31 protein-coding genes are annotated in these 23,575 nt (G+C 36.6%); 29 read left to right on the forward strand and 2 right to left on the reverse strand.

Features of this window, described 5'->3' with window-relative positions; genetic code table 11:
- Window positions 1–227: helix-turn-helix domain-containing protein (locus T529_RS13325; RefSeq protein ID WP_033161655.1), on the reverse strand; the 227-nt coding region annotated here is incomplete at its 3' end.
- Between the two features lie 334 nt (window positions 228–561).
- Here T529_RS13325 and T529_RS0100515 point away from each other — a divergent pair.
- The 13 genes from T529_RS0100515 to T529_RS0100575 all read left to right on the forward strand — a co-directional run bounded on the left by T529_RS0100515 (window position 562) and on the right by T529_RS0100575 (window position 9,174).
- Entirely contained in the window at window positions 562–1,374 is an 813-nt protein-coding gene (locus T529_RS0100515) for a nitroreductase family protein (protein ID WP_033161656.1), read from the forward strand.
- Between the two features lie 2 nt (window positions 1,375–1,376).
- Window positions 1,377–1,823, forward strand: coding sequence for an Rrf2 family transcriptional regulator (locus T529_RS0100520; protein WP_033161657.1), 447 nt, complete (start codon window positions 1,377–1,379; stop codon window positions 1,821–1,823).
- Window positions 1,820–2,827, forward strand: a complete 1,008-nt coding sequence (locus T529_RS0100525) for an NADP-dependent oxidoreductase (RefSeq protein WP_033161658.1) — start codon at window positions 1,820–1,822, stop codon at window positions 2,825–2,827. The genes T529_RS0100520 and T529_RS0100525 overlap by 4 nt, the downstream gene beginning before the upstream one ends.
- 4 nt (window positions 2,828–2,831) lie before the next feature.
- A complete protein-coding gene (locus T529_RS0100530; RefSeq protein WP_033161659.1) occupies window positions 2,832–3,665 on the forward strand; it encodes an alpha/beta fold hydrolase in 834 nt (277 codons plus the stop codon).
- A gap of 523 nt (window positions 3,666–4,188) precedes the next feature.
- Window positions 4,189–4,791 (forward strand): DUF1349 domain-containing protein, encoded by a 603-nt coding sequence (locus T529_RS0100535; RefSeq protein ID WP_033161660.1) that lies wholly within the window; start codon window positions 4,189–4,191, stop codon window positions 4,789–4,791.
- Window positions 4,792–4,812: 21 nt separating this feature from the next.
- Window positions 4,813–5,364: a GNAT family N-acetyltransferase gene (locus T529_RS0100540; RefSeq protein ID WP_033161661.1), complete on the forward strand. Its 552-nt coding sequence runs from the start codon at window positions 4,813–4,815 to the stop codon at window positions 5,362–5,364.
- Window positions 5,365–5,584: 220 nt separating this feature from the next.
- Window positions 5,585–5,806 (forward strand): hypothetical protein, encoded by a 222-nt coding sequence (locus tag T529_RS0100545; RefSeq protein ID WP_202962251.1) that lies wholly within the window; start codon window positions 5,585–5,587, stop codon window positions 5,804–5,806.
- 32 nt (window positions 5,807–5,838) lie between these two features.
- Window positions 5,839–6,669, forward strand: coding sequence for a YhfC family glutamic-type intramembrane protease (locus tag T529_RS0100550; protein WP_033161662.1), 831 nt, complete (start codon window positions 5,839–5,841; stop codon window positions 6,667–6,669).
- A gap of 50 nt (window positions 6,670–6,719) precedes the next feature.
- Window positions 6,720–6,956 (forward strand): AAA family ATPase, encoded by a 237-nt coding sequence (locus T529_RS13430; RefSeq protein WP_238560760.1) that lies wholly within the window; start codon window positions 6,720–6,722, stop codon window positions 6,954–6,956.
- Between the two features lie 472 nt (window positions 6,957–7,428).
- Window positions 7,429–7,845, forward strand: a complete 417-nt coding sequence (locus T529_RS0100560) for a hypothetical protein (RefSeq protein WP_051646783.1) — start codon at window positions 7,429–7,431, stop codon at window positions 7,843–7,845.
- A 58-nt stretch (window positions 7,846–7,903) separates the two neighbouring features.
- The gene (locus T529_RS0100565; RefSeq protein WP_033161663.1) at window positions 7,904–8,455 is read left to right on the forward strand and encodes a GNAT family N-acetyltransferase; all 552 of its coding nucleotides are present in this window, start codon (window positions 7,904–7,906) and stop codon (window positions 8,453–8,455) included.
- A 19-nt stretch (window positions 8,456–8,474) separates the two neighbouring features.
- The gene (locus T529_RS0100570) at window positions 8,475–8,858 is read left to right on the forward strand and encodes a VOC family protein (protein ID WP_033161664.1); all 384 of its coding nucleotides are present in this window, start codon (window positions 8,475–8,477) and stop codon (window positions 8,856–8,858) included.
- A gap of 4 nt (window positions 8,859–8,862) precedes the next feature.
- On the forward strand, window positions 8,863–9,174 hold the full coding sequence (locus T529_RS0100575; RefSeq protein ID WP_033161665.1) for a hypothetical protein: 312 nt from the start codon (window positions 8,863–8,865) through the stop codon (window positions 9,172–9,174).
- A gap of 15 nt (window positions 9,175–9,189) precedes the next feature.
- On the opposite strand, the gene T529_RS12995 is transcribed toward T529_RS0100575, so the two are convergent.
- Window positions 9,190–9,333, reverse strand: a complete 144-nt coding sequence (locus T529_RS12995; RefSeq protein WP_156032129.1) for a TetR/AcrR family transcriptional regulator C-terminal domain-containing protein — start codon at window positions 9,331–9,333, stop codon at window positions 9,190–9,192.
- Window positions 9,334–9,753: 420 nt separating this feature from the next.
- Here T529_RS12995 and T529_RS12435 point away from each other — a divergent pair, with 420 nt between their 5' ends.
- The 16 genes from T529_RS12435 to iscB all read left to right on the forward strand — a co-directional run bounded on the left by T529_RS12435 (window position 9,754) and on the right by iscB (window position 23,501).
- Entirely contained in the window at window positions 9,754–10,179 is a 426-nt protein-coding gene (locus tag T529_RS12435) for an alpha/beta hydrolase family protein (RefSeq protein ID WP_338010834.1), read from the forward strand.
- A 233-nt stretch (window positions 10,180–10,412) separates the two neighbouring features.
- Window positions 10,413–11,039, forward strand: coding sequence for a lactate utilization protein (locus T529_RS0100590; protein WP_033161667.1), 627 nt, complete (start codon window positions 10,413–10,415; stop codon window positions 11,037–11,039).
- 18 nt (window positions 11,040–11,057) lie between these two features.
- A complete protein-coding gene (locus T529_RS0100595; protein ID WP_033161668.1) occupies window positions 11,058–11,447 on the forward strand; it encodes a PH domain-containing protein in 390 nt (129 codons plus the stop codon).
- A 120-nt stretch (window positions 11,448–11,567) separates the two neighbouring features.
- Complete coding sequence (locus T529_RS0100600) at window positions 11,568–12,164, forward strand: pyridoxamine 5'-phosphate oxidase family protein (protein WP_033161669.1); 597 nt, start codon at window positions 11,568–11,570, stop codon at window positions 12,162–12,164.
- A 13-nt stretch (window positions 12,165–12,177) separates the two neighbouring features.
- On the forward strand, window positions 12,178–13,116 hold the full coding sequence (locus T529_RS0100605) for an SIR2 family NAD-dependent protein deacylase (protein ID WP_156032131.1): 939 nt from the start codon (window positions 12,178–12,180) through the stop codon (window positions 13,114–13,116).
- 92 nt (window positions 13,117–13,208) lie between these two features.
- Window positions 13,209–13,634, forward strand: a complete 426-nt coding sequence (locus T529_RS0100610; RefSeq protein ID WP_033161670.1) for a MarR family winged helix-turn-helix transcriptional regulator — start codon at window positions 13,209–13,211, stop codon at window positions 13,632–13,634.
- Window positions 13,635–13,637: 3 nt separating this feature from the next.
- Complete coding sequence (locus T529_RS0100615; RefSeq protein WP_033161671.1) at window positions 13,638–14,495, forward strand: pirin family protein; 858 nt, start codon at window positions 13,638–13,640, stop codon at window positions 14,493–14,495.
- Window positions 14,496–14,611: 116 nt separating this feature from the next.
- On the forward strand, window positions 14,612–15,178 hold the full coding sequence (locus tag T529_RS13590) for a DapH/DapD/GlmU-related protein (protein ID WP_033161672.1): 567 nt from the start codon (window positions 14,612–14,614) through the stop codon (window positions 15,176–15,178).
- A gap of 43 nt (window positions 15,179–15,221) precedes the next feature.
- Window positions 15,222–15,740: a nitroreductase gene (locus T529_RS0100625; protein WP_033161673.1), complete on the forward strand. Its 519-nt coding sequence runs from the start codon at window positions 15,222–15,224 to the stop codon at window positions 15,738–15,740.
- 144 nt (window positions 15,741–15,884) lie between these two features.
- Window positions 15,885–17,504 (forward strand): glycoside hydrolase family 13 protein, encoded by a 1,620-nt coding sequence (locus T529_RS0100630; RefSeq protein WP_033161674.1) that lies wholly within the window; start codon window positions 15,885–15,887, stop codon window positions 17,502–17,504.
- 398 nt (window positions 17,505–17,902) lie between these two features.
- A complete protein-coding gene (locus T529_RS0100635; protein ID WP_033161675.1) occupies window positions 17,903–18,640 on the forward strand; it encodes a nuclear transport factor 2 family protein in 738 nt (245 codons plus the stop codon).
- Between the two features lie 9 nt (window positions 18,641–18,649).
- Window positions 18,650–19,264: a pyridoxamine 5'-phosphate oxidase family protein gene (locus T529_RS0100640; RefSeq protein ID WP_033161676.1), complete on the forward strand. Its 615-nt coding sequence runs from the start codon at window positions 18,650–18,652 to the stop codon at window positions 19,262–19,264.
- Window positions 19,261–20,796: an ABC transporter permease/substrate-binding protein gene (locus T529_RS0100645; protein WP_033161677.1), complete on the forward strand. Its 1,536-nt coding sequence runs from the start codon at window positions 19,261–19,263 to the stop codon at window positions 20,794–20,796. Before T529_RS0100640 ends, T529_RS0100645 begins: the two co-directional genes overlap by 4 nt.
- Window positions 20,797–20,804: 8 nt before the next feature.
- Window positions 20,805–21,581 carry an ABC transporter ATP-binding protein gene (locus tag T529_RS0100650; RefSeq protein WP_033161678.1) on the forward strand — a complete coding sequence of 259 codons (777 nt, stop codon included), beginning with the start codon at window positions 20,805–20,807 and terminating at the stop codon, window positions 21,579–21,581.
- 14 nt (window positions 21,582–21,595) lie between these two features.
- A complete protein-coding gene (locus tag T529_RS0100655; RefSeq protein ID WP_033161679.1) occupies window positions 21,596–22,042 on the forward strand; it encodes an Rrf2 family transcriptional regulator in 447 nt (148 codons plus the stop codon).
- A 310-nt stretch (window positions 22,043–22,352) separates the two neighbouring features.
- Window positions 22,353–23,501 carry an RNA-guided endonuclease IscB gene (iscB, locus tag T529_RS0100660; protein ID WP_202962252.1) on the forward strand — a complete coding sequence of 383 codons (1,149 nt, stop codon included), beginning with the start codon at window positions 22,353–22,355 and terminating at the stop codon, window positions 23,499–23,501.
- Window positions 23,502–23,575: the final 74 nt, after the last annotated feature.

The raw sequence follows: 23,575 nt of genomic DNA on the forward strand, positions 1-23,575 counted from the left end.
TGGCATCTGGTCCTTCTTTCTTCATATTTTTCCTGGGCTTTTACAGGAATATATCTATCATGCTCCTTGAAATTGCTCCAGGTACGGTATGAATTTCTTTTTATCTCTCGGGAAATGGTGGAAGGACTTCTATGAAGTGCCTTTGCAATCCCGCGTATACTCATGCCCAGAGTGAGAAATTGATAGATGCAGGAACGCTCATTTATGTTAATATGGTTATAGTTCATAGGCTTATCTCCATTCTATGTTTTTTTTGGTCACTCACATAGTAGCATAGATAATTCCTATGAACTTTTCATGTGTTGCACTTGTTATGATAATTTATCTATTCAAAAAACAATATGGGGATAAAGAATTTTTAAAAGGTGCAATGTACCATCTAGAGAATCTTAAATCAAATTCAGTTATTAGATGGTAGGCTAGAGTTGAGAAGGTTTTCTATAATTATTGATAAATTGACAAATCGTAGCTTGGTGAATTTAGTGTATGACTTATTGACAAAGATTATTGTTTTTGATAATGTATCAGCATCTGATACAAATACAAATAAGGAGACCAAGTATGAATACAGAGATTATCAAAAAAAGAATAAGCGTCCGAACATATAAAGAACAAGAGATTGCACAAGAGACTTTAGAAAAGGTGAAGTCATTCATTGAGCAAGATAAAGGCCTTTTTAATGTTCCAATTACATTTACAATACTCGATGCAAATAAGACTGGTGTCAGCAGTCCAGTTATTATTGGCGCAAATACCTATATAGCTGCAAAATATAAAAAACAAAAGAATGCGGAAATATCTTTAGGGTATGCTTTTGAAAAGCTCGTGCTATATGCAACATCACTAGGTTTAGGTACAGTATGGTTAGCGGCAATAATTGATCGTAAAGCTTTTGAAAAAGCTATAGACTTAAAAAAAGATGAAGTGATGCCTGTCGTTACACCTATCGGCTATGCAGGGGAAAAACGTTCTCTTCGTGAAAGCATGATGCGTAAAGGCATGAAGTCAGATTCACGTATTCCTTTTGATCAGCTGTTTTTCCAAGATAATTTTGAGAAGCCATTAAATACGGAAAATAGTGATCTATGGGCATTGCCTTTGGAGATGGTGCGATTTGCTCCTTCGGCTACAAATAAGCAGCCGTGGCGAGCTGTAGTGGAAAAGGATAGAGTGCATTTTTACGAAAAGAAGGCAAAGGGTTATGAAAGAGCATCTACTGGTGATATTCAGAAAGTAGATTTAGGTATTGCATTATGCCATTTTGAAATAGCCGCAAAGGAATCTGGATTGCAGGGTACATTTGTACAGAAAGATCCAGGAATTTCAATAGCTGAAGATATGGAATATATTGCTTCATTTGTCTTGGAGGTGTAGTCATGGATACAAAGTTTTCGTCAGCAATTCATACATTGATACTTATTTCAGAATCAGAAATGCCCATGAATTCAGAACAGATTGCAACAAGTGTTGGAACGAATGCGAGCTATATTAGAAAGCTTACAACAAGACTTAGAAAATCAGGAATCATTGAAGGACGACGTGGTATCAGTGGGTTTAAGTTAGTTAAGAAACCTGAGGATATTTCTCTTCTTGATATCTATGATTCAGTTATGGAAACTGAAAACCTCCATATCTTTGATATTCATCAGAATCCCAATGATGAATGCATTGTTGGACATAATATTCGACCTGTACTCAATGGCATGTTCCGCAATATGGAAGAACGTGTAGAAAAAGAACTATCTTCAATTACACTCAAAGATGCAATCAATAACATGCGTCAATATATCAATGAAAATGAAAAGAAGGAGAAAAAACAATGAAAGCAGCAATACTAACACATTATGACAAGAATGGAACAAATCTAGAAATTCGAGATGTACCACTTCCTGTTCTAGAAGAAGACGAGGTTCTTGTAAGAGTCAAAGCAGCAGCTTTTAATCCCTTGGATAATATGATTATTCACGGAGAAGTCAAACTCATTGTACCTTATAAGATGCCTCTTATTATGGGAAATGAATTCTCTGGAATCGTTGAAAAAAACGGCAAGAATACGACACGCTTCAAAGCTGGAGATAAAGTATATGGACGAATGCCATTAAAGAAAATAGGCGCATTTGCACAATATGCAGCAATTGAAGAATCTGCTCTAGCATTAATGCCAGACTACCTATCTTTTGAGGAGGCAGCATCCATTCCGCTTACAGCATTGACCGCAATGCAGGCTTTTGAAATCATGCAGGTTAAATCAGGCGAATCGATATTCATTTCGGGAGGAACAGGAAGTTTAGGCGCAATGGCTATTCCTATTGCTAAAAGCTTAGGACTTCATGTTTATACAAATGGAAGTAAGGAAAATGAAGAACGTGTTAGAAAGCTTGGAGCAGAGAGATTTATTGATTATAAGAAAGAAAACTATGTGGATGTATTAACTAACGTGGATCATGTTCTTGATACGCTTGGAGATAGAGAGCTTCCTAATGAATTCAAAGTACTGAAGAAAGGCGGCAATCTTGTCTCTCTACGTGGTTTGCCCAATGGCAGATTTGCGAAAAGAAATAAGATGTTTTTGTTTAAACAAATACTATTTCAGATAGCAGGAAGAAAATATGATAAGATGGCAGCCAAGAATAAGCAAACCTATGATTTCATAGTTGTCCATGAGGATGGAAAACAATTGGATAGAATTAATCAAATCTTTAACAAGACTTATCCTATAGAAACATCCATTGATACAATATTTTCTTTAGATCAAATCAATGAAGCACTGAGTAAGGTAAGAAATGGTAAATCTAAAGGGAAGACAATTATCAAAATAGGAGAGTAATTACATGTCATATCTTAGGATAAAAAATGAAGTGATTACAGTAAATGGAAAAAAGATTGCCTATCGTGAACTGTCCAAAGGAAAATCCAAGTTTCCCCTTGTCATGCTAGTACATCTTGCAGCTAATATGGATAACTGGGATCCAAAATTGATTGACCTTTTAGCCAAACATCAGCATTTGATTCTTATTGATCTCCCAGGTGTTGGTGCTAGTGAAGGGAGAGTTGAACGCAGTCTAGAAGAAACTGCCATATCTGTAGTTGATATTGTTCATGCGCTTGGATATGTGAAGATCAACCTTCTAGGTCTTTCGATGGGAGGAATGATTGCACAGGAGGTTGTAAGGATAGCGCCTGAGCTAGTAAATAGATTGATTCTAGTTGGAACAGGTCAAAGGGGAGGCAAGGGCATTGATAGTGTCACATCGGTAACATTTGCTCACATGTTCCATTCTTTGATAAAGCATAAAGATATGAAGCGTTATATTTTCTATAGAGATGATGCACAAGGTGAACAGGAAGCTGCTAAAGTACTAAATCGCCTCAATTGCAGGGAGCGTGAGTGGGCAGATCAGCCAATGAAGATATCTTCTTTTTTGAAGCAGCTAAAAGCAATCAAAAAATGGGGTAGTGCCAAAATAGATAACCTCACTTTCATACAACAGCCAACCTTGATTGTCAATGGGGACCAGGATGACATGGTGCCAACAGAGAATTCCTATCAAATGCATGAAAAAATCAAGGGAAGTCAGTTGGTCATCTATCCCCATGCTGGACATGGATCACTTTTTCAATATGCGGATGAATTTGCAAGCGAAGTACAGCTCTTTTTATCATAATCAATAAGTTATCTTTGATAAGGTTATGGTGATTGTTATAAAAAGCACTTTTGTGTAAATGAAGAAATGGTAGAAGTTAAAATGATAATCATTGACGCATTTCTTAATATACGTGCTGCAATTTAGATAGGATGCTATCCTAAAAGCAGTCATATAAGTAAATGAACTAGAACTTTATTTCTAGTCTTATAGCGTCATCTCGCACATACTTGAAAGATTTAGAATATATCTGATATAAAAGAAGACAGTATTTATCCCAAGTCTAACTTTTGCATGTATGATGATCGTTGGACTATATAGAGCTTGGTGATGAATAGGGTGTTGCTTTGATGCTAGAAGATAAAATTTAGCAAATATGAAAAGAGCTATAGCCTATGCAGAAAAGGAGATAGATGAGCAGGAAATTCTTTTCAAGACATTTTTTTGGAATTCTTAAAAAGTGTTCTTTTCCTAAAGGTATTTATTGTTATAATAGGATAAAGATATGTGGAATTAAATGAAATAAATAGAAAAGAGGAAGACAATGAATAAATGGAATTGGACATGGACAAGAGAACCTAAAGCATATTCTATCTCGGATGAGAAAATTGAAATCGTGACAAATCCCCATACTGATTTGTGGCAAAGAACGTATTATCATTTTAGAAATGATAATGCCCCTGTTCTACAAATGACGACATCTAAAAAGTATTTTTCATTTATCGTTAAGACTGAGTTTGAAAGCAAAGTCCGCTTTGATCAGTGTGGGATTATTATGTATTTAGATAGCGAAAACTGGATCAAAGGTTCCATTGAATATGAAAATGAAACATTCCAGCATCTTGGCAGTGTTGTAACACAGAATGGCTATTCGGATTGGGCAACAACAGAAATTGATGCAAAGATCAAATCTATGTGGTATAGATTCAGTCGACGTGATGACGATTTCTGTATAGAGTGTTCTGAAGATGGTGAGAAATTCAAACAAATGCGTATATGTCATATGGCAAAAGCAAATAATGAAATCCAGTTTGGCATCTATGCATGCTCTCCAGAAGAATCATCATTTAAGGCAGTCTTTACAAATATGGAAATCACAGAATGTCAATGGCTAGCACATGATGGACAGGCTCCTGATGAAGAATAAGTAGAAGAACATGAGGTATATATGAATCATATTGGCACAAAAACAATCGAAACAGAACGCTTGATATTAAGACAATTTACAATGGAAGATAGTCAAGCGATGTTTGAAAACTGGGCATCGGATGATGAGGTGACAAAATATCTTACCTGGCCAACACATACAAGTGAAGAAATCTCAAAAAGCATTCTTAGAGACTGGGTTGATTCGTATAAAATGCCAGATACATACAATTGGGCTATTACACTCAAGTCACTCAATAATCAGCCAATAGGTAATATTGCGGTTGTAGAACTGAGAGAAAAGGCGAAAGTAGCACAATTAGGATATTGTATTGGAAGAAAATGGTGGCATCAAGGCATCATGTCAGAAGCTCTTAGTGCCGTCAAAGATTTTCTTTTTGATGAAGTGAAGTTTAATAGGGTTGAAGCTAAGCATGATTGCAATAATCCTCATTCAGGACAAGTCATGATGAAATGTGGTCTGAAATATGAAGGCACATTACATCAGGCAGACTGGAATAATCAGGGAATTTGTGATTGTTGTATTTATGGCTTGATTAAGGCGGATAAATAATGAATAAAGCAGATGTTCGTGCATAGAATATCTGCTTTCTTTATCTTTAAGAAATATGAATGATTCATAGAAAGGATGGATTGGAAATAAGGGAACTTGTTGACAAATATAAAAAAGTGTTGCAAAAGAGAATTATGCTTCAGTGATTAATCTTTGGATGATGTGGTTGTTATATTGATTCATCAATGACTATAATGAATACAAAAAGAACTATGAGAAAATGAAAGGAATAACATTGGATAGATTAGAGGCTTTTGAAAAGATGCTTGCAGATATACAGAAGCAAGCTGAATATGAGAAAAATCAATTAAAAATCATGAAAGCAGAGGGAAAAGAAAAGACAGCAACATATCGACAATATCTAGGTAATCGCATCATGTATCGCTTTTTCTTAGAAAAGTATCAACAATATGGATTAATAGAAGAAAAAGACAACAAGTAGTACAACAAAGCAAAGAAGGAGTATGTTATGATATGGAAGAACTATCACAAATACATTTTACACAAGCAAATATCATTTTCTTAGCACTAAGTGTTATCTTGCTTTTGGCTATTCCAATAGCGTTCTGGGCATTTTGGTATAGAAGATATAAAAAGAAGTTAAAGTGGAAATATCTTATAGGTGGGATGCTTGGCTTTCTATTGAGTGCGCGCGTATTAGAACTTGGTGTGCATTATGTTTGTTTGATCATGGATAATCCTGTATCACGGATGATTAATAGTCATACACTGGTCTATGTCATTTATGGCATCAGCATGGCTGGGCTTTTTGAAGAGGTGGGGCGTTATCTTATTTTAAAATACTTGTTGAAAAAAGATCATTCATATGAAAATGCAGTTTACTATGGTATTGGACATGGAGGCATTGAAGTGTGGGCAGTTATTCTGCCTGCTATTATCCTTGAACTCGTTATTGCAGTAATGTCTTTGACACAGGATACTCAAAGTGTATATAAAGCATTTCATATCACCATACAAACAGCTTCACAAGCTTTGCCCGTTTTCATGGCGGCATCACAGTATCAATTTGTAAGCATGTATGTAAATGTGTTGGAACGTATCATGACGATGTTTGTACATATCAGCCTAACTGTTATTGTTTTTCAAAGCATCATCAAATCTAAGAAACAGTATTTATTATATGGTATTGGATTGCATATGCTTGTAGATCTATTTCCTGCTCTTTATCAAAGAGGAGCTGTATCTTTAGTAGTGTCTGAAATAGGATTGTTTTTTTTAACGATATGTATTATTGTCATTGCATATAGGATTTATCAAATACAAGATATGAATAATATCAATTGATTCTTGAATATCGCTTTTATCTCATTTTACTATTAACAGAAATAAATATTATGAATCAACAAATCATCCAAGGCGTACGTTTTCACCCTGATCAAATGGAAGAGGGGAGCTATTTACGCCATATCAACGCATTCCAACATTTCACACAATTATCATTTTCAAAGCCTATTACCTTCTTTGTGGGTGAAAATGGTTCAGGCAAATCAACATTACTACAAGCCATGGCTATTGCTTCTCATTTTAACCCAGAAGGTGGAACAAGAAACTACCACTTCTCGACATATTAATCCAATACAAATCTCAATCAGGCAATCACATTGATTAAAGGATCACGTAAAGAGAAGTGGGGCTATTATTTCAGGGCTGAAAGCTTCTATAATGTTGCAACAATGGAAGAATAATATGCTTTAGAAAGATCTGAACACTATCATCAGATGTTCCATGGGGAAAGCTTTCTCACTTTAATTCAAAAAGAGTTTTGCGATAACGGACTCTATTTTTTAGATGAAATAGAAGCAGCGTTATCTCCCCAGAGACAACTTACTTTAATGGCTGAAATTTATCGATATACGAAAAGGGGAGTGTTTCTCATTCACCCATTCTTCTTGCCTTGCCTAATGCTGATATCTATCAGTTTGATGATACAGGGATTCGTCCATGTGCATATGAAGAAACGGATAGCTATCAGATTACCAAGATGTTTATGGAGAATCGTTCAAGCATATTGAATTATTTGCTGGAAAAAGAAAGGAAGTAAATATGATGATTGGATATATAAAAAGACATAAAAAATTACTTCAAAAGATTTTAAGCACAAGCCATATTCTATTTGGTCTTCTTATAATCATAATAGCTTTCACATTATTTCCTAATGATAGTTCATGGGGCTCTATTTATGCGATTATTGGTAGTCTTTTTGTGATTTGTGGCACGATATTAAGATTACAGGGATTAAATAGTGTAAGAAATGTGTTGATTGTTGGTATGATTATTCTATGTTTATTTGGCTTTTTCAATACCCTTGATTATATTGATGTTGAAGCTTTTGGGAAGGTTCCGCGTTTTAGCTACATCAAGCGTTATGGTGATCATACTGTTGAATATCAAACCTTATTTTATAAAGCCATTCAAAAATATCCAGGTACAAAGAAGGAATATGTTTATATTGCACATTAGTCAGGACTTTCATTAAGTATATGCAAAGCGTATAATGAGGCAAGAAGGTGGTGATCTGATGCGCTATTATGACAGTGTGATATTAAAAGATGGTAGAACATGCGTTATAAGAAATACAAAAAGTACAGATGCTTATCATGTTTTAACGGCATTTCATACAATGCATGCCCAAACCGATTACCTTCTCACATATCCTGAAGAAAATACAATGAGCGTTAAAGATGAAGTGCTTTACATCAATCAAAAAGAACAAAGCCCGCGAGACTTACAACTATGTGCTTTGATTGATGATAAAATTGTAGGCCTGGCTGGGATAAATGCCCTTGGTGATCGCATAAAAATCAAGCACCGCATTGAACTGGGCATTTGTATTGAAAAAGATTACTGGCATTTAGGCATTGGCACAGCCCTTATGCAAGCCTGTATTAAAGCGGCTAGACTAGCCTCCTTCCAACAAATGGAATTAGAAGTTGTTGCCACGAATAAACAAGCCATTGCTTTATATGAGAAGATGGGTTTTAAGGAATATGGCCGCAATCAAAGAGGCTTTATTACAAAAGATGGAGTAGACCAGGAGCTTATTTTAATGGCTTTAGATCTACGTCTATAAAAGGAAAGAAGAAATTAATATGGAAATTGAAGAATTGGATCATTTTGTGATTGTGACAGAAAACTTGGAGGCATGTCTTCATTTTTATTGCGATATTTTAAAAATGAAGCATGGCATGAATGGACAACAACATTATTTGATTTTTGGTACACATAAAATCAACATACATACATTCCCTGGTGAATTTGAGCCTTCAGCTAAGTATGCTGGCTATGGAACAAATGATTTTTGCCTGATTACAACAGATGATTTAGAAAATGTCAAAAACGCATTACAAGAATCCAAAGTAGCAATCACACAAGATATTTGTGCAAAGGTTGGTGCAAGAGGACCAATGCATAGTCTTTATGTCTATGATCCAGATGGTAATCTTGTAGAAATTGCTCAATATGATGAGGAGTAGAATAATGGAATTAAAAGATTTTAAAGAGAACGAACAAAAACAAATCAAAGAAGGTTTATCAACAGCAGAAATTACTGACAAAGAAGCCGCAAAGAAGTTATTAGATCTTGTCCCACAAGAATGGATCAAAAAGATTCCCTTCTTTGTAAGAGGACATGCAACGACAAAAACAGTAGAAAAAGTCGCAAAAGAACATCCTGAACTCTATGTGATTGCTAAAAAAGAAGGACCACTTCCTGAACAAGAGAAAGCAGCCCTGCAAAAGATTATGATGGATATCTTTGAAGAAAAAATGAATAAACATAGGATCAAGTAAACAAGCTAGACAATTTTAGCTTGTTTTATTTTGCCCTGCTGAAAGAACTTGGGCGATGACTTCAGAATCTTCCTGCATGCCACGATGCAGCCATTCATCAATCCAGCCATAGGTGCCATACATGACAAAGGAAACACCATAAGCAGAAAAATTATCCATGCCTTCTAACCGGTCCGCAAAATGTAAGAAGCGCCTCCTGCAAGAGATAGAGAAGATGTCGTTTTCTAAGAATAAGGAATCTTTGACTGTGCTTTTGAATCAATTCAAAAAGAGTCTTATAAGTTATGACATTATCTGGCTGATCAAAACTGTTGAGCATTTTCTTGTATTCATGCGTAAAGTCATTTAAAAACTGTCTGATAATATCTTCCTTATCAAGATAATTACGATAAAAGGAATTATGGCTTAGTTGTCTATCTTCATGCTGGTGGCTTTACGTCAGGTGATAAGAAAGATGATGAAAAGACGCTTGCCTAGCCAACTTCAAAGGGCTATGTGGCAGCAGGAATTAATTATACATTGGGCACTGAAACAAATGATGCAAGTGTTCTCTCGTAATCATATGAAATCAAGAAAGCTATTCCTGAAGTTGTTGAACAGGCAAAAAAGGCAGGTTACAACATTAATAAAATGGCTGTTGCTGGTGGCTCAGCTGGGCATACTTTAGCGATGATCTATGCTTATCGTGATGGAAAAGATGCAGATGTACCAGTCGTTATGACATATGGCGACGTTGGTCCTTCTTCCTTTCATGTCGAGGACTGGAGCATATTTGGTATAGGTAGGAATACGGATGAATCAAGAAAAGCGGGTGCTGCTTTATTTACTGTCATGAGTGGACAAATGATTACACCAGAAGAAATACAAAATCAGAGTTATCTTCAAAAAGTCAAAGCTATTGCTGCTGAATGGGTCAAAAATAATCCTATTCCAACAGTTGTCGCCTATGGAGCACATGACCGTGTTCAGCCATTTGCGGCCTCAAAGAGACTTGAGAAAGCTTAAAAAAAACATGTTGACTATAAATATTATGTAATTGAACATTCAGGCCATGGCTTACAAAATGATAATGCCATGAGTAAAAATGGATGGTATCCATTGAAGAGTATCTCAACAAATATATGCCTATAGAGAAGTAGAATGCGATATATTGCACAGATTATCTTGTTATATGACTCTAGGGGATAATTCACATGAGATTTCTAGCGTGATATAATGTTCGTAATGGAGGTTTGCTTATGGATTTATTTGAAAAAGAAAGAAATGAAAAGCTTGCCCAAATTGTCATCAAGGGGCTTAAGAGTCGCAACATGACAGGCTATTATGTCAAAGATCGTGATGAAGCTTTAAAGAAGGCTCTTGAACTCATCCCAGAAGGAAGTCGTGTGGCAATGGGAGGTTGTATGAGTGCCCAGGAAATTGGCTTAACAGATGCACTGAATAATGGTCATTATACTTTCTATGATCGTGCATTTATGGCAAAAAGAGAAGGGCTGATTGAAGCCTATGGAGCGGATGTCTTTGTCTCAAGCGTGAATGCTTTGACGGATGATGGCATCTTGGTCAATATTGATGGCAATGCCAACCGTGTTTCTTTTATCGCCCAGGGGCCACAAAAGGTTGTATTTATTGTAGGCATGAATAAGGTGGCAAGTGATCTTGATCATGCCATGAAGAGGGCAAGAAATATCGCTGCACCTATTAATGCAGGACGCTTTGACATTACCACACCATGTACAAAGACGGGTAAATGCATGGATTGTAAATCGATTGATACAGTATGTTGCCAGTTTCTGATTACACGCTTTAGTCGTCATAAAGATCGTATCCATGTCATTCTTGTCAACGAGAACTTAGGCTTTTAGTAAAGGGGAGTATCATATATGGCAAATATTTCAACGGGAATTATTGGCGATGCTAATATCGCCAATCTTAAAGAAATAGAATTGAATGCAGTACGACAAGAAGTACAGATGTTCTTAGTGGAAGGTGAAGATATTATTGCGGCCTTCCAGACTGTCAGAGATCAAGTTGTTTTCACGACAAAGAGAATCATCGTCGTCAATGTCCAAGGCATCACAGGAAAGAAGATTTCCTATATCTCTTATCCTTATGCCAAAGTCCTTTATTTTGGCGTAGAGACAGCAGGAGTAATGGATATTGATAGTGAACCGATCTTAAGTTTTGCGGATGGCACAAAGCTCCAGTTTGATTTTAAGGCGAAGGTGGATATCAAGAAAATCTGTGCAACGATATCACATTATATTCTTTAATGACATACGCATGATAGCGTATGTTTTTAATTGTAAAAATAATGTTGACATTATAGAAGTAATCGTTTATATTACATGATGTAAATGAAATAAAAAATATTACATAAAGGAGTGAATCCAATGCAGTACCTCAAAATATTAGTAGAAGATATCCATTCAGTCATAATTGCGACAAATGATCAAAATGGTCGTCCTGTCACAAGGGTCATTGATATGATGCTTTATGATAATCAAGGTGTTTATTTCCTTACCGCTAAAGGAAAAGAATTCTACAAACAGCTCATAAATCAAAAGTATGTCAGTTTAACAGGTGTGAAGAACAAGAAATCTATTTCATTAGCTGGCAAAGTCAGAAATATTGGTCATGAAAAATTAAATGAAATCTTTGAAAAGAATACTTACATGCAGAAAATCTATCCAGGTGATACACGTAGTGCATTGGATGTCTTTGTGCTTTATGAAGCGAGGGGACAGTACTTTGATATAAGTGATCCTGCACATATTGAAAGAGGAACAATTTCAATTGGAAATGTACAAACAACTATCTCAGGTTATTATGTCGGTAATGGGTGTATTGGCTGTAAGAAATGCTTGGATGTTTGTCCACAAAGCTGTATTACATTCATAGACGGACAGGCCATGATTGATCAACATCACTGCTTACATTGTGGTCGTTGTATGCCAGTATGTCCAAATAACTGTATTGAACATCGATAAAAGGAGTGAGATTATGTTTTTAAATAGATTAAAAAGTCAAAAATATGTCTTTGGTGAAAAATTAAATGATCAACAACTAGAAGTCCTTAAAAATCAAATAGAAACAGCTGATGCGATTGTGATTGGGGCAGGTGCGGGTTTATCAACAGCTGCCGGCTTGACATATTCTGGTGAAAGATTTGAAAAATATTTCTTTGATTTCGCAAATGAATATGGCATTAAGGACATGTATTCTGGTGGCTTCTATCCCTTTGAAGATATGGAAACTTATTGGGCTTGGTGGAGCAGACATATCTATATCAATCGCTATATGGATGCACCAGGTGATGTTTATGCAAACTTGCTTGATCTTGTAGAAAACAAAGATTACTTTGTCATTACGACTAATGTCGATCATCAGTTTCAAAGAGCACACTTTGATAAGAAGAGACTCTTCTATATGCAAGGTGATTATGGTCTTTTTCAAAGTGTTTCACCAACAATACCTAAAACTTATGACAACCAGGATATCATTGAGAAAATGATGGAAGCACAAGGCTTTGTAAGAAATGAAAAAGGCATATTTGATGTCCCAGAAGACAAGAATCTGCTTATGAAAATTCCAACAAATCTGATACCAAAATGTCCAGATGATGGCTTGGAGATGATTCCTAACTTGCGTGTAGATAATAGCTTTGTCCAGGACTTGGGATGGGAAGAAGCTTATGAGCGATATCATGACTTTATGAATCATCACCAAAATAAGCATATTCTCTTCTTAGAACTAGGTGTTGGTCTGAATACTCCAGTGATTATTAAATATCCTTTCTGGAACTATGTTGAAAAAAATCAAAATGCTTATTATGCCTGCATTAACTTTGGTGAAGCAGGATGTCAGGAAAGCATTGCAAAAAGAAGTATTCTCATCAATGATGATATTGCCAAGGTTTTACGTAAACTCAATAATCAATAGCTCTCCTAATAGGAGGGCTTTTTTTCTTCAAAGCATTTCATTTGATTAAAATATCTAATTAGATATATTATGCGTGTAAGGAGTGTGATCGTATGTTACAGGATTCTTATATCCTTATTTCCATTCATCGTATGGTCAAAGAGCTTGATCATGAGACAGGGAAGATTGCTTCAAGTCATGGCTTAACCTTGTCCCAGTTTGGTGTATTAGAGGCGCTTTATCATCAGGATGGTCTGACAGTTGGAGAAATCAAAGACAAAATATTAAGCAGTAATGGTACAGTTCCTGTTATTATCACAAACTTAGAGAAGCAGGGCATGATTGAAAGAGAAAAAGATCCCCAGGATCAAAGACGTACAATAGTTAAGTTAACTGCAAAAGGACGACAGTTAATTGCAGGTGTTGTGCCTGAAAATGAAAAGATGTTTGAAGAGAAGTTTCTAGCCTGGTCGTTAGAAGAAAAACAAACGCTTATTCGCTTATTAAGACAATATCGAGAATATCAAAGAGAGGAATAAAATATGTTAAGAAAAGTAGTGAAACAAGTTCAAGGATATCGTACCCATGATGGAGCTGGTGTTAGCCTAGTCAGAGTATTGGGAAATCAGACCGTTGATTTATATGATCCATTTTTAATGTTGGATGCTTTTGATTCAACAAACCCCAGTGATTATATGGCTGGCTTCCCAATGCATCCCCATCGTGGTATAGAAACATTTACATTCTTATCAAAGGGAACAATGGTTCATGAAGATCATTTAGGAACGAAAGCAGCCATTCATGATGGAGAAGCTCAGTGGCTAACAGCTGGCTCGGGTGCATTCCATTCAGAAATGCCTCAGCCATCAAAGCGCATGCTTGGCTTACAGCTATGGCTCAATATTCCTGCCAAGGATAAAATGAAAGCTGAACCTTTCTATCATGGTGTCGTGAATAGTGAAATTCAGGAATTTGATTTAGGCAATGGGAAATTGCGCTTGTTGGCAGGGGAATATCAAGGTCATAAAGGCATTCAAGGGAAATACCTGCCACTTGATTATTATGATATCCATCTTAATCCCAACAGCAGGATTGAATTCGATAGACCTGGTGAAAATAAGTCCATCATGGTCTTTACTCTTGAAGGTGATGCCATTGTCAGTGGGACACATGTGGATGAAAAGACAGCAGCTAAACTTGGTGATGGTAATCAAGTGACAATAGAATCAGGTGATCAGCCTATTGAAATCATCTATATGGCTTCTGATAAACTTAATGAACCTGTTGCCTGGTATGGTCCCATTGTCATGAATACAAGAGAAGAATTAATTGAAGCTTATACAGAACTAGATAGCGGGGATTTTATTAAACAACAAGCTACATATGAAAATAAAGTATAACAAGAGAGACATGCCTGCATGTCTTTCTATGCTTTTTAAGCATAATATGAATACGCAACAAGTATTAGAATTATGAAGAATGGCATACTATGATGAATGGGAAAGTGAGGTAGGATATGACAACTGAAGCATTTATTGCAATACTCAATACAGGTAAGCCTGTTATTGCTGGTTCAAAAGTCCATCAAAAAATACAGGAACTTTCCCAGGAAGCTCTTAAAATCACAACCCAAATCAATCAAGGATATCATGATGAAGAAGACATCAGAATGTTAATGAGTGAGCTTGTAGGTTATCACGTAGATGAAACATTTACGCTTTTTCCACCGTTCTATACGGATTGTGGGAAAAATATCCATATTGGCAAGCATGTTTTCATTAATTCTGGTTGCTCATTTCAAGATCAAGGCGGTATTTATATAGATGATGGGGCACTGATTGGCCATCAGGTTATTCTTGCCACATTAAATCATAATCTTAACTCTAATCATCGTGGAGATTTGTTGGCAGGTGCTATTCATATTGGGAAGAATGTTTGGATTGGTGCACATGCAACAATCTTACCAGGTGTAGCGATTGGAGAAGGAGCTGTTGTAGCTGCTGGGGCTGTTGTGACAAAGGATGTTCCTGACCACACTGTCGTTGGCGGTGTTCCTGCAAAAGTCATTAAATATTTACAATAGATTATCCTTTTCGTGTAGTATAATGATAGCGAGGTAAGGGAATATGGCAAAAACATTGGATGTGTTAAAACAAAGACGTAGTTGTCGTGCTTTCACAAATCGACCTGTTGAAAAAGAAAAAATGGCAGCCATTCTTGAAGCAGGCACTTATGCCCCTACAGGTATGGGCAAACAATCCCCAATCATCATTGTTATTAAAGATCCAAAAGTGAAAGAAACACTCAGAAGGATGAATGCCGAAATCATGGGGGCAAAGATTGACCCATTCTATGGAGCACCTGAATTGGTTGTAGTGCTCGCAAACAAAGAAAGACCGACTTATATCTATGATGGATCACTTGTCATGGGCAATATGATGAATGCGGCGGCAGATTTAGGCCTTGGCAGTTGTTGGATTCATCGGGCTAAGGAAGAATTCGAGACTGAATATGGCAAATCATTGCTGAAACGTTTAGGTATTGAAGGTGATTATGAAGGTATTGGTCATTTAGTGATTGGTTATCCAGCTAAAGAACCTGCCCAGCCTGTTAAGAGAAAAGAAAACTATATTTATGAATTATAATTACGCTTTGAGCAATCTTGCTTGCTCTTTGATAAAATAAGAAACCTATTGGTATAGAAAAGAGAGTTTCATATATTTCTAAGAATGTCCCTCTATTAAAGAGTGACATTTTTTGTTAGAGTGATAGTGTATGGAGGTTTTATCATGAAAAATGAACAATGGTGGAAAGATGCAGTAATATATCAGATATATCCTAAGAGCTTTAAAGACAGCAATGGTGATGGTATTGGGGATATCAATGGCATTATCTCAAAGCTGGATTATTTAGAGAAACTTGGCATTGATGCGATCTGGCTCTCACCTGTCTATAAGTCACCACAGGATGACAATGGCTATGATATTGCTGATTATCAGGCAATTGATACAATGTTTGGTACGCTTGAAGATATGGACCGATTAATCAGTGAAGCTAAAACGCATCATATTCGTATTATTATGGATTTAGTCCTCAATCATACAAGTGATGAGCATCGCTGGTTTCAAGAAGCTAAGAAAAGTAAGGATAATCCCTATCATGATTACTATGTCTGGAGGGATGCTCAAGATGGCCAGCTTCCCAATGATATGCAATCCGTCTTTGGTGGACCGGCTTGGGAATATGTTGAAGAAGTGGATCAATATTATTTTCATCAGTTTTCTGTCAAACAGCCTGATCTTAACTGGGATAATGAAGCCGTCAAACATGAACTCTATGATATGATTAATTGGTGGATTGATCGCGGCGTAGGAGGCTTTAGACTTGATGTCATCGACCAGATTGCGAAAGTGCCCGACTTAAAAATCACAAATAATGGACCAAAGCTTCATGATTATATTCGTGAACTTAATGAAAATACATTTGGTAAAGGTGAATTCATTACAGTGGGAGAAGCCTGGGGTGCCAATATTGATAATGCGAAACTTTACAGCAATCCTGACGGCAGTGAATTCTCAATGGTTTTTCAGTTTGAACATATTGGCTTAGACCAACAAGAGGGCAAGGAAAAGTGGGATTTAGCACCATTGCCTTTTATCAAACTCAAACAAGTTCTTACAAAATGGCAAGAAGCGTTAGATGGAAGTGGCTGGAATAGTTTATTCTGGGATAATCATGATCTTCCTCGTATCGTCTCACGCTGGGGAAATGATCAGGCTTATCGCAAAGAATCTGCCAAGATGCTTGCCGTTGTCCTTCATGGCATGCAGGGAACACCTTATATCTATCAGGGGGAAGAGCTAGGCATGACAAATGTACAATATCCAATTGAAGATTATGAGGATCTCGAAACCCTCAATATGTACCATGAACGTAAAAAGCAAGGCTATCAAGAAGAAGGTATCATGCGTTCCATCCATGCAAAGAGTAGGGATAATGCAAGAACACCTATGCAATGGGATGCAAGCGATAATGCTGGTTTTACAACGGGCACACCTTGGCTTAAGGTCAATCCAAATTATATCGAGATCAATGCCAAAGACAATCTTGAAGATCCAGACTCAGTATTTGCTTGTTATCAAAAGCTTATTGCCTTAAGAAAGAGCTATCCGATATTTGTTGATGGGCATTTCCACTTGCTTCTTGAAGAGGATGAAAACTTCTTTGCCTACATGAGAGAAGATGAAAACAGCGAGCTGCTTGTCGTTGCCAACTTCTTTGATCAGCAGGTCAACTTACCACTTGAGCTAGACTTACAAGACTACACTATTCTTTATCAAAACTACAAAGATACTTCAGGAAATCTCTATCGACCTTATGAAGCAAGAATATACTATAAACAAAAATGAGAAAGTGATATTGAACTAAGAATTGTGATATAGCTGAATAGATGGGAAAGCGTTATCATAAGTTTGTACATGAGAGAGCCTCATGTGATTGATAGAAGAAAAAGGCATAAGAAACGCTTGTCTACATTTTCTTTGAATAAATCATTTTCTAAACACAAATTCTTTAACAACAACAATAATATCTCTCGATTCATCAAAGCGTTTCTTATTAGACTATTCAAGACTGCTTCCCTTTAAATTCCTGTTACATGTTTGAATAATCTGCCTTTTCTTTTTCTTCGAGTATTTCAAAGGAGCATACATGCGTGTGCTCTCTTTTTTGTATATAAATGTAATGATAAAGTTGACATATAAATTGTAATAATGTATATTACAAGTGTAGAACGGAGGTCAAAGCAATGAGCAAGAAACTACAAAACGCAACAAATCTCTATTTACGTGGCATCAGAGATGGTGCAGTTGATGTAGTGCTGAATAATTATATGGGCAAGACATATCGCCAGCATAGCACAGGTGTATCTGATGGTAAAGAAGGTTTCAAGGCATTCTTTATAGATTTCTTTAAACGCAATCCAAAAAGAGATATCCAGGTTGTACGTGCTTTTGAAGATGGCGAATATGTCTTCATGCATGTTTATCAGAATTTAAATCATGGTGGGGCAAAGTGGATCACTACGGATATATTCCGTGCGGATGAAGAAGGACGCATTATTGAACATTGGGATGTCATTGATGCTTTTTATCAGGATGATGAAATCTTTGGTTCATTTGAAATCAAGGACGAGGAATTAACAGAATCTAATAAAAGCGTTGTAAGAACATATCTCACAGAAGTTATGCAGAACCATAAGCTAGAGACTTTTAACAAATATGTTGCTGATGAAATGAAAGAACATGATCTCTCAATCTCAAACTATGCCATATGGATTCAAGAGCATGATGTGCAATATGACTTTGTCTTTAAAGTGCTGGGTGCTGGAAATTATGTTGTTGCTTATTCAAAAGTTGCTATTGATCATAAAGATTATGCTTTATTTGATATCTTCCGTCTTGATCAAGGTAAAATTGTGGAACATTGGATGAATAAGGAAATCATGCCTGCTTATGCAGAACTGACAAATTCAGGAAAGTTTTAGGAGAAAATTATGGAAACAAATAACTATTTACAAATATTAAGAGATGTTAAAGATGTTGCCTTTGCGACAGTCGATGCAAATGGAATACCACATGTAAGAATTATTGATATTATGATTGTAGAGAATGAGAAAATCTATTTTTGTACAAGTAGAGGTAAAGATTTTCATCAACAGCTTCTACATAATAACCATGTAGCCATTACTGGCATGAATAAGAACTATCAAATGGTCAGAGTAAGTGGTCAGGCACAACGTTTAGAAAATAATGCATACTGGATTGATCGTATTTTTGAAGAGAATCCATCCATGAATGATGTCTATCCAGGCAAGAGCCGTTATATTCTTGATGCTTTTGTCATTGAAGAGGGAGAAGGAGAATTCTTTGATTTATCAGTTTCCCCAATCAATCGTTATAGCTTTTCTTTAAACAAGAAGCCTATTACTCTCAAAGGCTTTGCGATTAGTGATGCTTGTATTGGCTGTGGCAAATGTATGCGTAACTGCCCACAACAATGTATAGTTGAAGGTAAACCTTATGAAATCATCCAGGAACATTGTCTGCATTGTGGCTTATGTTATGAAAACTGCCCAGTTAAAGCTATTCAAAGGAGAAAAACAATATGATAAAAGAAATGCTGAATTTACTGATGACAAAGAAAGCTTTCTTTCTAGGACTCTTATTAGAACATATCCAGATATCATTAATCTCTATTATTATCGCCATTGTTTTAGGAGGCATTACAGGAATTCTTATTAGTGAATATAAGAAAAGTGCTAAGCCAACTCTTGGCATTATCAATTTTCTTTATACAATTCCTTCCATCTCAATGCTTGGCTTCCTGCTTCCTTTTACAGGTATTGGTAATGTAACTGCTATCATTGCTTTGACGATTTATGCCTTGCTTCCAATGGTGCGCAATACATACACTGGCATGATGAATGTCGATGATGCAATCTTAGAAGCTGCCAAAGGTATGGGCGCTACTAAAAGACAACTTCTTGTTGGCGTTCAGATTCCTTTAGCTATGCCTGTTATACTTGCTGGTATTCGTAATATGGCAACCATGACTATTGCCTTAGCTGGTATTGCTTCCTTTATTGGGGCTGGTGGTTTAGGTGTAGCTATCTATCGTGGTATTACGACAAACAATATGGCGATGAGTGTTGATGGCAGTTTATTGATTGCCCTGTTGGCTTTAATTGTTGATTTTATTTTTGGAAGAATTGAAAAGCATATTACGAATAAATCTCACAACAAAAAGATTTCACGAATCACAAAAGGTGTTATTGCCGTGATAGCAGCTGGGCTCATTATTTCCGCCATCATGCCTTCTTCAAAGAAAGGCGTTATTCAGATTGCTACAAAACCTATGACTGAACAATATATTATTGGGGAAATGCTGAAGCAGGCCATTGAAAGTCAAAGTGACCTGAAAGTCAAGCTGACACAAGGTGTTGGTGGTGGTACAAGCAATATTGAACCAGGTATGGAGAGTGGTAAGTTTGATCTCTATCCAGAATATACAGGAACTGGCTGGAATATGGTCTTGAAACGCAAAGATTTCTATCAGGAAGATAAGTTTAATACGCTCCAAAAAGAATATGAAAACAAACTCCATTTAACTTGGCATACAATGCTTGGCTTTAATGACACCTTTGGGATTGCCTTAAGAAAAGATATTGCTGATCAATATCAGATCAAGACCTATTCTGATCTTCAGAAACTGAATGGTCAGTTAGTACTTGGTGCCGAATATGATTTCTTTGAAAGACAGGATGGCTATGATCAGCTTGTAAAGACTTATAATCTTTCTTTCAAATCTACAAGTGATATGGATATGGGACTTAAGTATCAGGCATTAAATAGCGGTAAGATTGATATCATGCCGGTCAATACAACTGATGGACAGCTTGCTTCATCACGGGCTGTCTTGCTGAAAGATGATTTACATATGTATCCATCTTATCAATGCGGTCTGGTTGTTAGAGAAGATACATTAAAGAAATATCCTGAATTGGGTAAGGTTTTGAAGAAGTTTGATCATATTCTTAGTGAAGAAAGCATGCAGCATATGAACTATCAGGTTGAAACTGAAAAGAAAGAAGCGAGTGCTGTCGCAAAAGTATTTTTAAAAGAAAAACAACTCTTGAAGTGAGGACTATTATGGATACAATAATTAAGTATGAACATATCACAAAAAGCTATGGCGACCATGAAATCATTCATGATCTAGAACTCAATATTGAAGCAGGGGATTTTGTGACCATCATTGGTTCTTCGGGCTCAGGAAAGACAACCGTCCTTAAGATGGTCAATGGTCTTATCGAGCCTACTTCAGGTCATCTCTATGTCGAGGGGAAGGATATCAATGATGTTGACTTGATTGACTTAAGACGTCATATCGGCTATGCCATCCAGGGCAGTGTGCTTTTCCCTCATATGACAGTGGAAGACAATATTGCCTATGTACCTCGTCTGATCAATGCGAATGATAAAGAGAAGACGCGTGAAGCTGTTAATCGCTGGATGAATATGATGAATCTAGATGCTTCATTAAAAGAACGCTATCCATCTGAACTTTCAGGCGGCCAGCAACAGCGCGTTGGTATTGCCCGTGCACTTGCCGCATCGCCCAAGATTCTTTTAATGGATGAACCATTTGGAGCTGTTGATGCCATTAACCGCACACAACTACAGGATGAACTTAAAGCCTTGCATAAGAAAACAGGCATTACCATACTTTTTGTCACCCATGACATTGAAGAAGCCATTAAGCTAGGCACAAAGGTTCTTGTGATTGATCAAGGACATATTGAACAATATGATACACCGGACAAAGTACTCTCACAGCCTGCAACACCTTTTGTCGAAAAACTAGTGAAAAGACAGGTGAGATGTACAAATGTTCAGGCATCAAATTGCCCATATAGTACATATTAATAAAGGAGTTACTTATGCAAATTACAAGTCGTTTTACAATTGCCATTCATATCTTAGGTGCGATTGATTATTTTCATGGCAAAGTGCCTGTTAATAGTACGCTTTTAGCACAGAGCATCGGCGCTAATCCGGTTATTGTCAGAGGTGTCATGGCCAAGCTTTCTAAAGCTGGTTATATTCTTGCTAGTAAGGGGAAAAATGATATTACGCTTAAGACTTCACTTAATGATATTACTTTCTATGATATCTACCAGCTCGTTGATGACAGTGCGCAAAAAGGTCTTTTCCATTTCCATGAGAACCCTAGTCCGGACTGTCCTGTTGGGCACAATATTCATCAGGCATTGGATGGTAAGCTTGATCAGGTACAAGAAGCGATGGAAGATGAAATGAAGAAGATTACAGTAGGGGATGTTGTGGATTATCTGATGATAGCAATCAATAAGAATTGTCAGGACTAATTGTTAAGTAGCCAAAAACATAGAAATATGTACGTAAACATAGCCAAGAGTGGACACATTAAGTCTCTTATCTATGGCTTAACAGTAGGTTTCGAGCCTAAGTGACTGCTGCTATCGAAAGATATGCTGCAGATATGAACTACATTAAGCAGTAAGGCAAAGACACACCTTTAGATGTAATCTTCAGTCTGAAGCTCTGTGAGTGCAAACCAAGAAACAATGCTAATGTCCTGCATTGATAACAGGGAAACACATGTCCTCTGCTCGATATTGGCACGAAGAAAAATTCTCCGAAAGGAAGGTGTCAGAAATGACAAATTATGCTTTTGTATTGGATGCTGATAATAAACAGTTAGCACCAACCAAAGAACAGAAGGCCTGGTTTCTTATTCGCAAGAAACGAGCAACACTGGTCAGCAAATATCCAATGGTAATACAGCTTAAAAAGAAAATTCAAGACAAGGAAATCTGCAAAGATGAAATTCGTTGTGGAATAGATGACGGAGGTCTTCATGTTGGTGTCGCATTAGTACAGAAATGTCAGACACGAAACAAAGTAATTTTCAAAGGAACTATTGAACAGCGTAATGATGTAAAACATCTCATGGACGTTAGACGTGGATTTAGACGTTATTACCGTTATCATAAAAGATATAGACCAGCGAGATTTAATAACAGAAAATTCTCAAAACGAAAAGAGAGAGTTGCACCAAGCATTTTACAGAAACGTCAGGCAACAGTAAGGGTTATTAGTCAGCTTAACAAGTGGATAAATATAACAAGTTACTGGCTAGAAGATGTTGCTATTGATATAAGAGCATTGACAGATGGTTATAAGCCATATCAGTGGCAATATCAAAAATCAAATAGACTGGATGAGAATATCCGTAAGGCTGTAATTTTACGAGACGGTTGCAGATGTATGGAATGCGGAAAATCTAATTGCAGATTAGAGGTTCATCACATTAAGCCAAGAAGACTGAAAGGCTCAAATACGCTTGGCAATCTTATTACATTATGTACAGAATGTCACCAGAAAACAGAAGATGCAGAGGAATTATATATGAACAGATACTTTGCTTTGTTGAATTCTTCTGACAATAAGAACTTTGATTATGCACAGCATGTAATGATAGGCAAGAAATGGCTAAGAGAACAGTTATCAAATTTAGGAATGTTACATTTGACCAACGGAGGCGATACTGCCAATAAGCGTATTGACTGGGGCATTGCAAAATCACATTCTAATGATGCCATATGTATCACAGACTTGCAGCCAGACACGTGTGAAATTAAAGAATGGGTAATAAAGCCCATGCGAAGACAAAGCAAGGCTAAGACGGATAATGTTCTAGGAATTAAACATAGGGATTTGGTTGAGTACACTTTCAGAAACGGTGAAACGCATAGAGGGTATGTAACAGCTTTATATCCAGAACAGAACGCTCTTAATTTTTAAAGTCCGACAAAACATTGCAAGAAAGTTAATGCTAGAAAATGCAAACTGCTTTGGAAATATTCTAAGATTTACTG

The organism is Sharpea azabuensis DSM 18934 (assembly GCF_000702165.1).
GTDB classification, from domain to species: Bacteria; Bacillota_I; Bacilli_A; order Erysipelotrichales; family Coprobacillaceae; genus Sharpea; species Sharpea azabuensis.

Excerpts from the sequence above, each read along its gene's own strand:
- T529_RS0100530 (WP_033161659.1), top strand. The coding sequence starts at position 2,832 with ATGTCATATCTTAGGATAAAAAATGAAGTGATTACAGTAAATGGAAAA.
- T529_RS0100550 (WP_033161662.1), top strand. The coding sequence starts at position 5,839 with ATGGAAGAACTATCACAAATACATTTTACACAAGCAAATATCATTTTC.
- T529_RS0100605 (WP_156032131.1), top strand. The coding sequence starts at position 12,178 with ATGTTTTTAAATAGATTAAAAAGTCAAAAATATGTCTTTGGTGAAAAA.
- T529_RS0100545 (WP_202962251.1), top strand. The coding sequence starts at position 5,585 with ATGAAAGGAATAACATTGGATAGATTAGAGGCTTTTGAAAAGATGCTT.
- T529_RS0100640 (WP_033161676.1), top strand. The coding sequence starts at position 18,650 with ATGGAAACAAATAACTATTTACAAATATTAAGAGATGTTAAAGATGTT.
- T529_RS0100595 (WP_033161668.1), top strand. The coding sequence starts at position 11,058 with ATGGCAAATATTTCAACGGGAATTATTGGCGATGCTAATATCGCCAAT.
- T529_RS0100535 (WP_033161660.1), top strand. The coding sequence starts at position 4,189 with ATGAATAAATGGAATTGGACATGGACAAGAGAACCTAAAGCATATTCT.
- iscB (WP_202962252.1), top strand. The coding sequence starts at position 22,353 with ATGACAAATTATGCTTTTGTATTGGATGCTGATAATAAACAGTTAGCA.
- T529_RS0100515 (WP_033161656.1), top strand. The coding sequence starts at position 562 with ATGAATACAGAGATTATCAAAAAAAGAATAAGCGTCCGAACATATAAA.
- T529_RS0100525 (WP_033161658.1), top strand. The coding sequence starts at position 1,820 with ATGAAAGCAGCAATACTAACACATTATGACAAGAATGGAACAAATCTA.
- T529_RS0100520 (WP_033161657.1), top strand. The coding sequence starts at position 1,377 with ATGGATACAAAGTTTTCGTCAGCAATTCATACATTGATACTTATTTCA.
- T529_RS0100575 (WP_033161665.1), top strand. The coding sequence starts at position 8,863 with ATGGAATTAAAAGATTTTAAAGAGAACGAACAAAAACAAATCAAAGAA.
- T529_RS0100650 (WP_033161678.1), top strand. The coding sequence starts at position 20,805 with ATGGATACAATAATTAAGTATGAACATATCACAAAAAGCTATGGCGAC.
- T529_RS0100630 (WP_033161674.1), top strand. The coding sequence starts at position 15,885 with ATGAAAAATGAACAATGGTGGAAAGATGCAGTAATATATCAGATATAT.
- T529_RS12995 (WP_156032129.1), bottom strand. The coding sequence starts at position 9,333 with ATGGATAATTTTTCTGCTTATGGTGTTTCCTTTGTCATGTATGGCACC.
- T529_RS13430 (WP_238560760.1), top strand. The coding sequence starts at position 6,720 with ATGAATCAACAAATCATCCAAGGCGTACGTTTTCACCCTGATCAAATG.
- T529_RS13590 (WP_033161672.1), top strand. The coding sequence starts at position 14,612 with ATGACAACTGAAGCATTTATTGCAATACTCAATACAGGTAAGCCTGTT.
- T529_RS0100635 (WP_033161675.1), top strand. The coding sequence starts at position 17,903 with ATGAGCAAGAAACTACAAAACGCAACAAATCTCTATTTACGTGGCATC.
- T529_RS0100610 (WP_033161670.1), top strand. The coding sequence starts at position 13,209 with ATGTTACAGGATTCTTATATCCTTATTTCCATTCATCGTATGGTCAAA.
- T529_RS0100570 (WP_033161664.1), top strand. The coding sequence starts at position 8,475 with ATGGAAATTGAAGAATTGGATCATTTTGTGATTGTGACAGAAAACTTG.
- T529_RS0100615 (WP_033161671.1), top strand. The coding sequence starts at position 13,638 with ATGTTAAGAAAAGTAGTGAAACAAGTTCAAGGATATCGTACCCATGAT.
- T529_RS0100590 (WP_033161667.1), top strand. The coding sequence starts at position 10,413 with ATGGATTTATTTGAAAAAGAAAGAAATGAAAAGCTTGCCCAAATTGTC.
- T529_RS0100655 (WP_033161679.1), top strand. The coding sequence starts at position 21,596 with ATGCAAATTACAAGTCGTTTTACAATTGCCATTCATATCTTAGGTGCG.
- T529_RS0100540 (WP_033161661.1), top strand. The coding sequence starts at position 4,813 with ATGAATCATATTGGCACAAAAACAATCGAAACAGAACGCTTGATATTA.
- T529_RS0100645 (WP_033161677.1), top strand. The coding sequence starts at position 19,261 with ATGATAAAAGAAATGCTGAATTTACTGATGACAAAGAAAGCTTTCTTT.
- T529_RS0100560 (WP_051646783.1), top strand. The coding sequence starts at position 7,429 with ATGATGATTGGATATATAAAAAGACATAAAAAATTACTTCAAAAGATT.
- T529_RS0100625 (WP_033161673.1), top strand. The coding sequence starts at position 15,222 with ATGGCAAAAACATTGGATGTGTTAAAACAAAGACGTAGTTGTCGTGCT.
- T529_RS0100565 (WP_033161663.1), top strand. The coding sequence starts at position 7,904 with ATGCGCTATTATGACAGTGTGATATTAAAAGATGGTAGAACATGCGTT.
- T529_RS0100600 (WP_033161669.1), top strand. The coding sequence starts at position 11,568 with ATGCAGTACCTCAAAATATTAGTAGAAGATATCCATTCAGTCATAATT.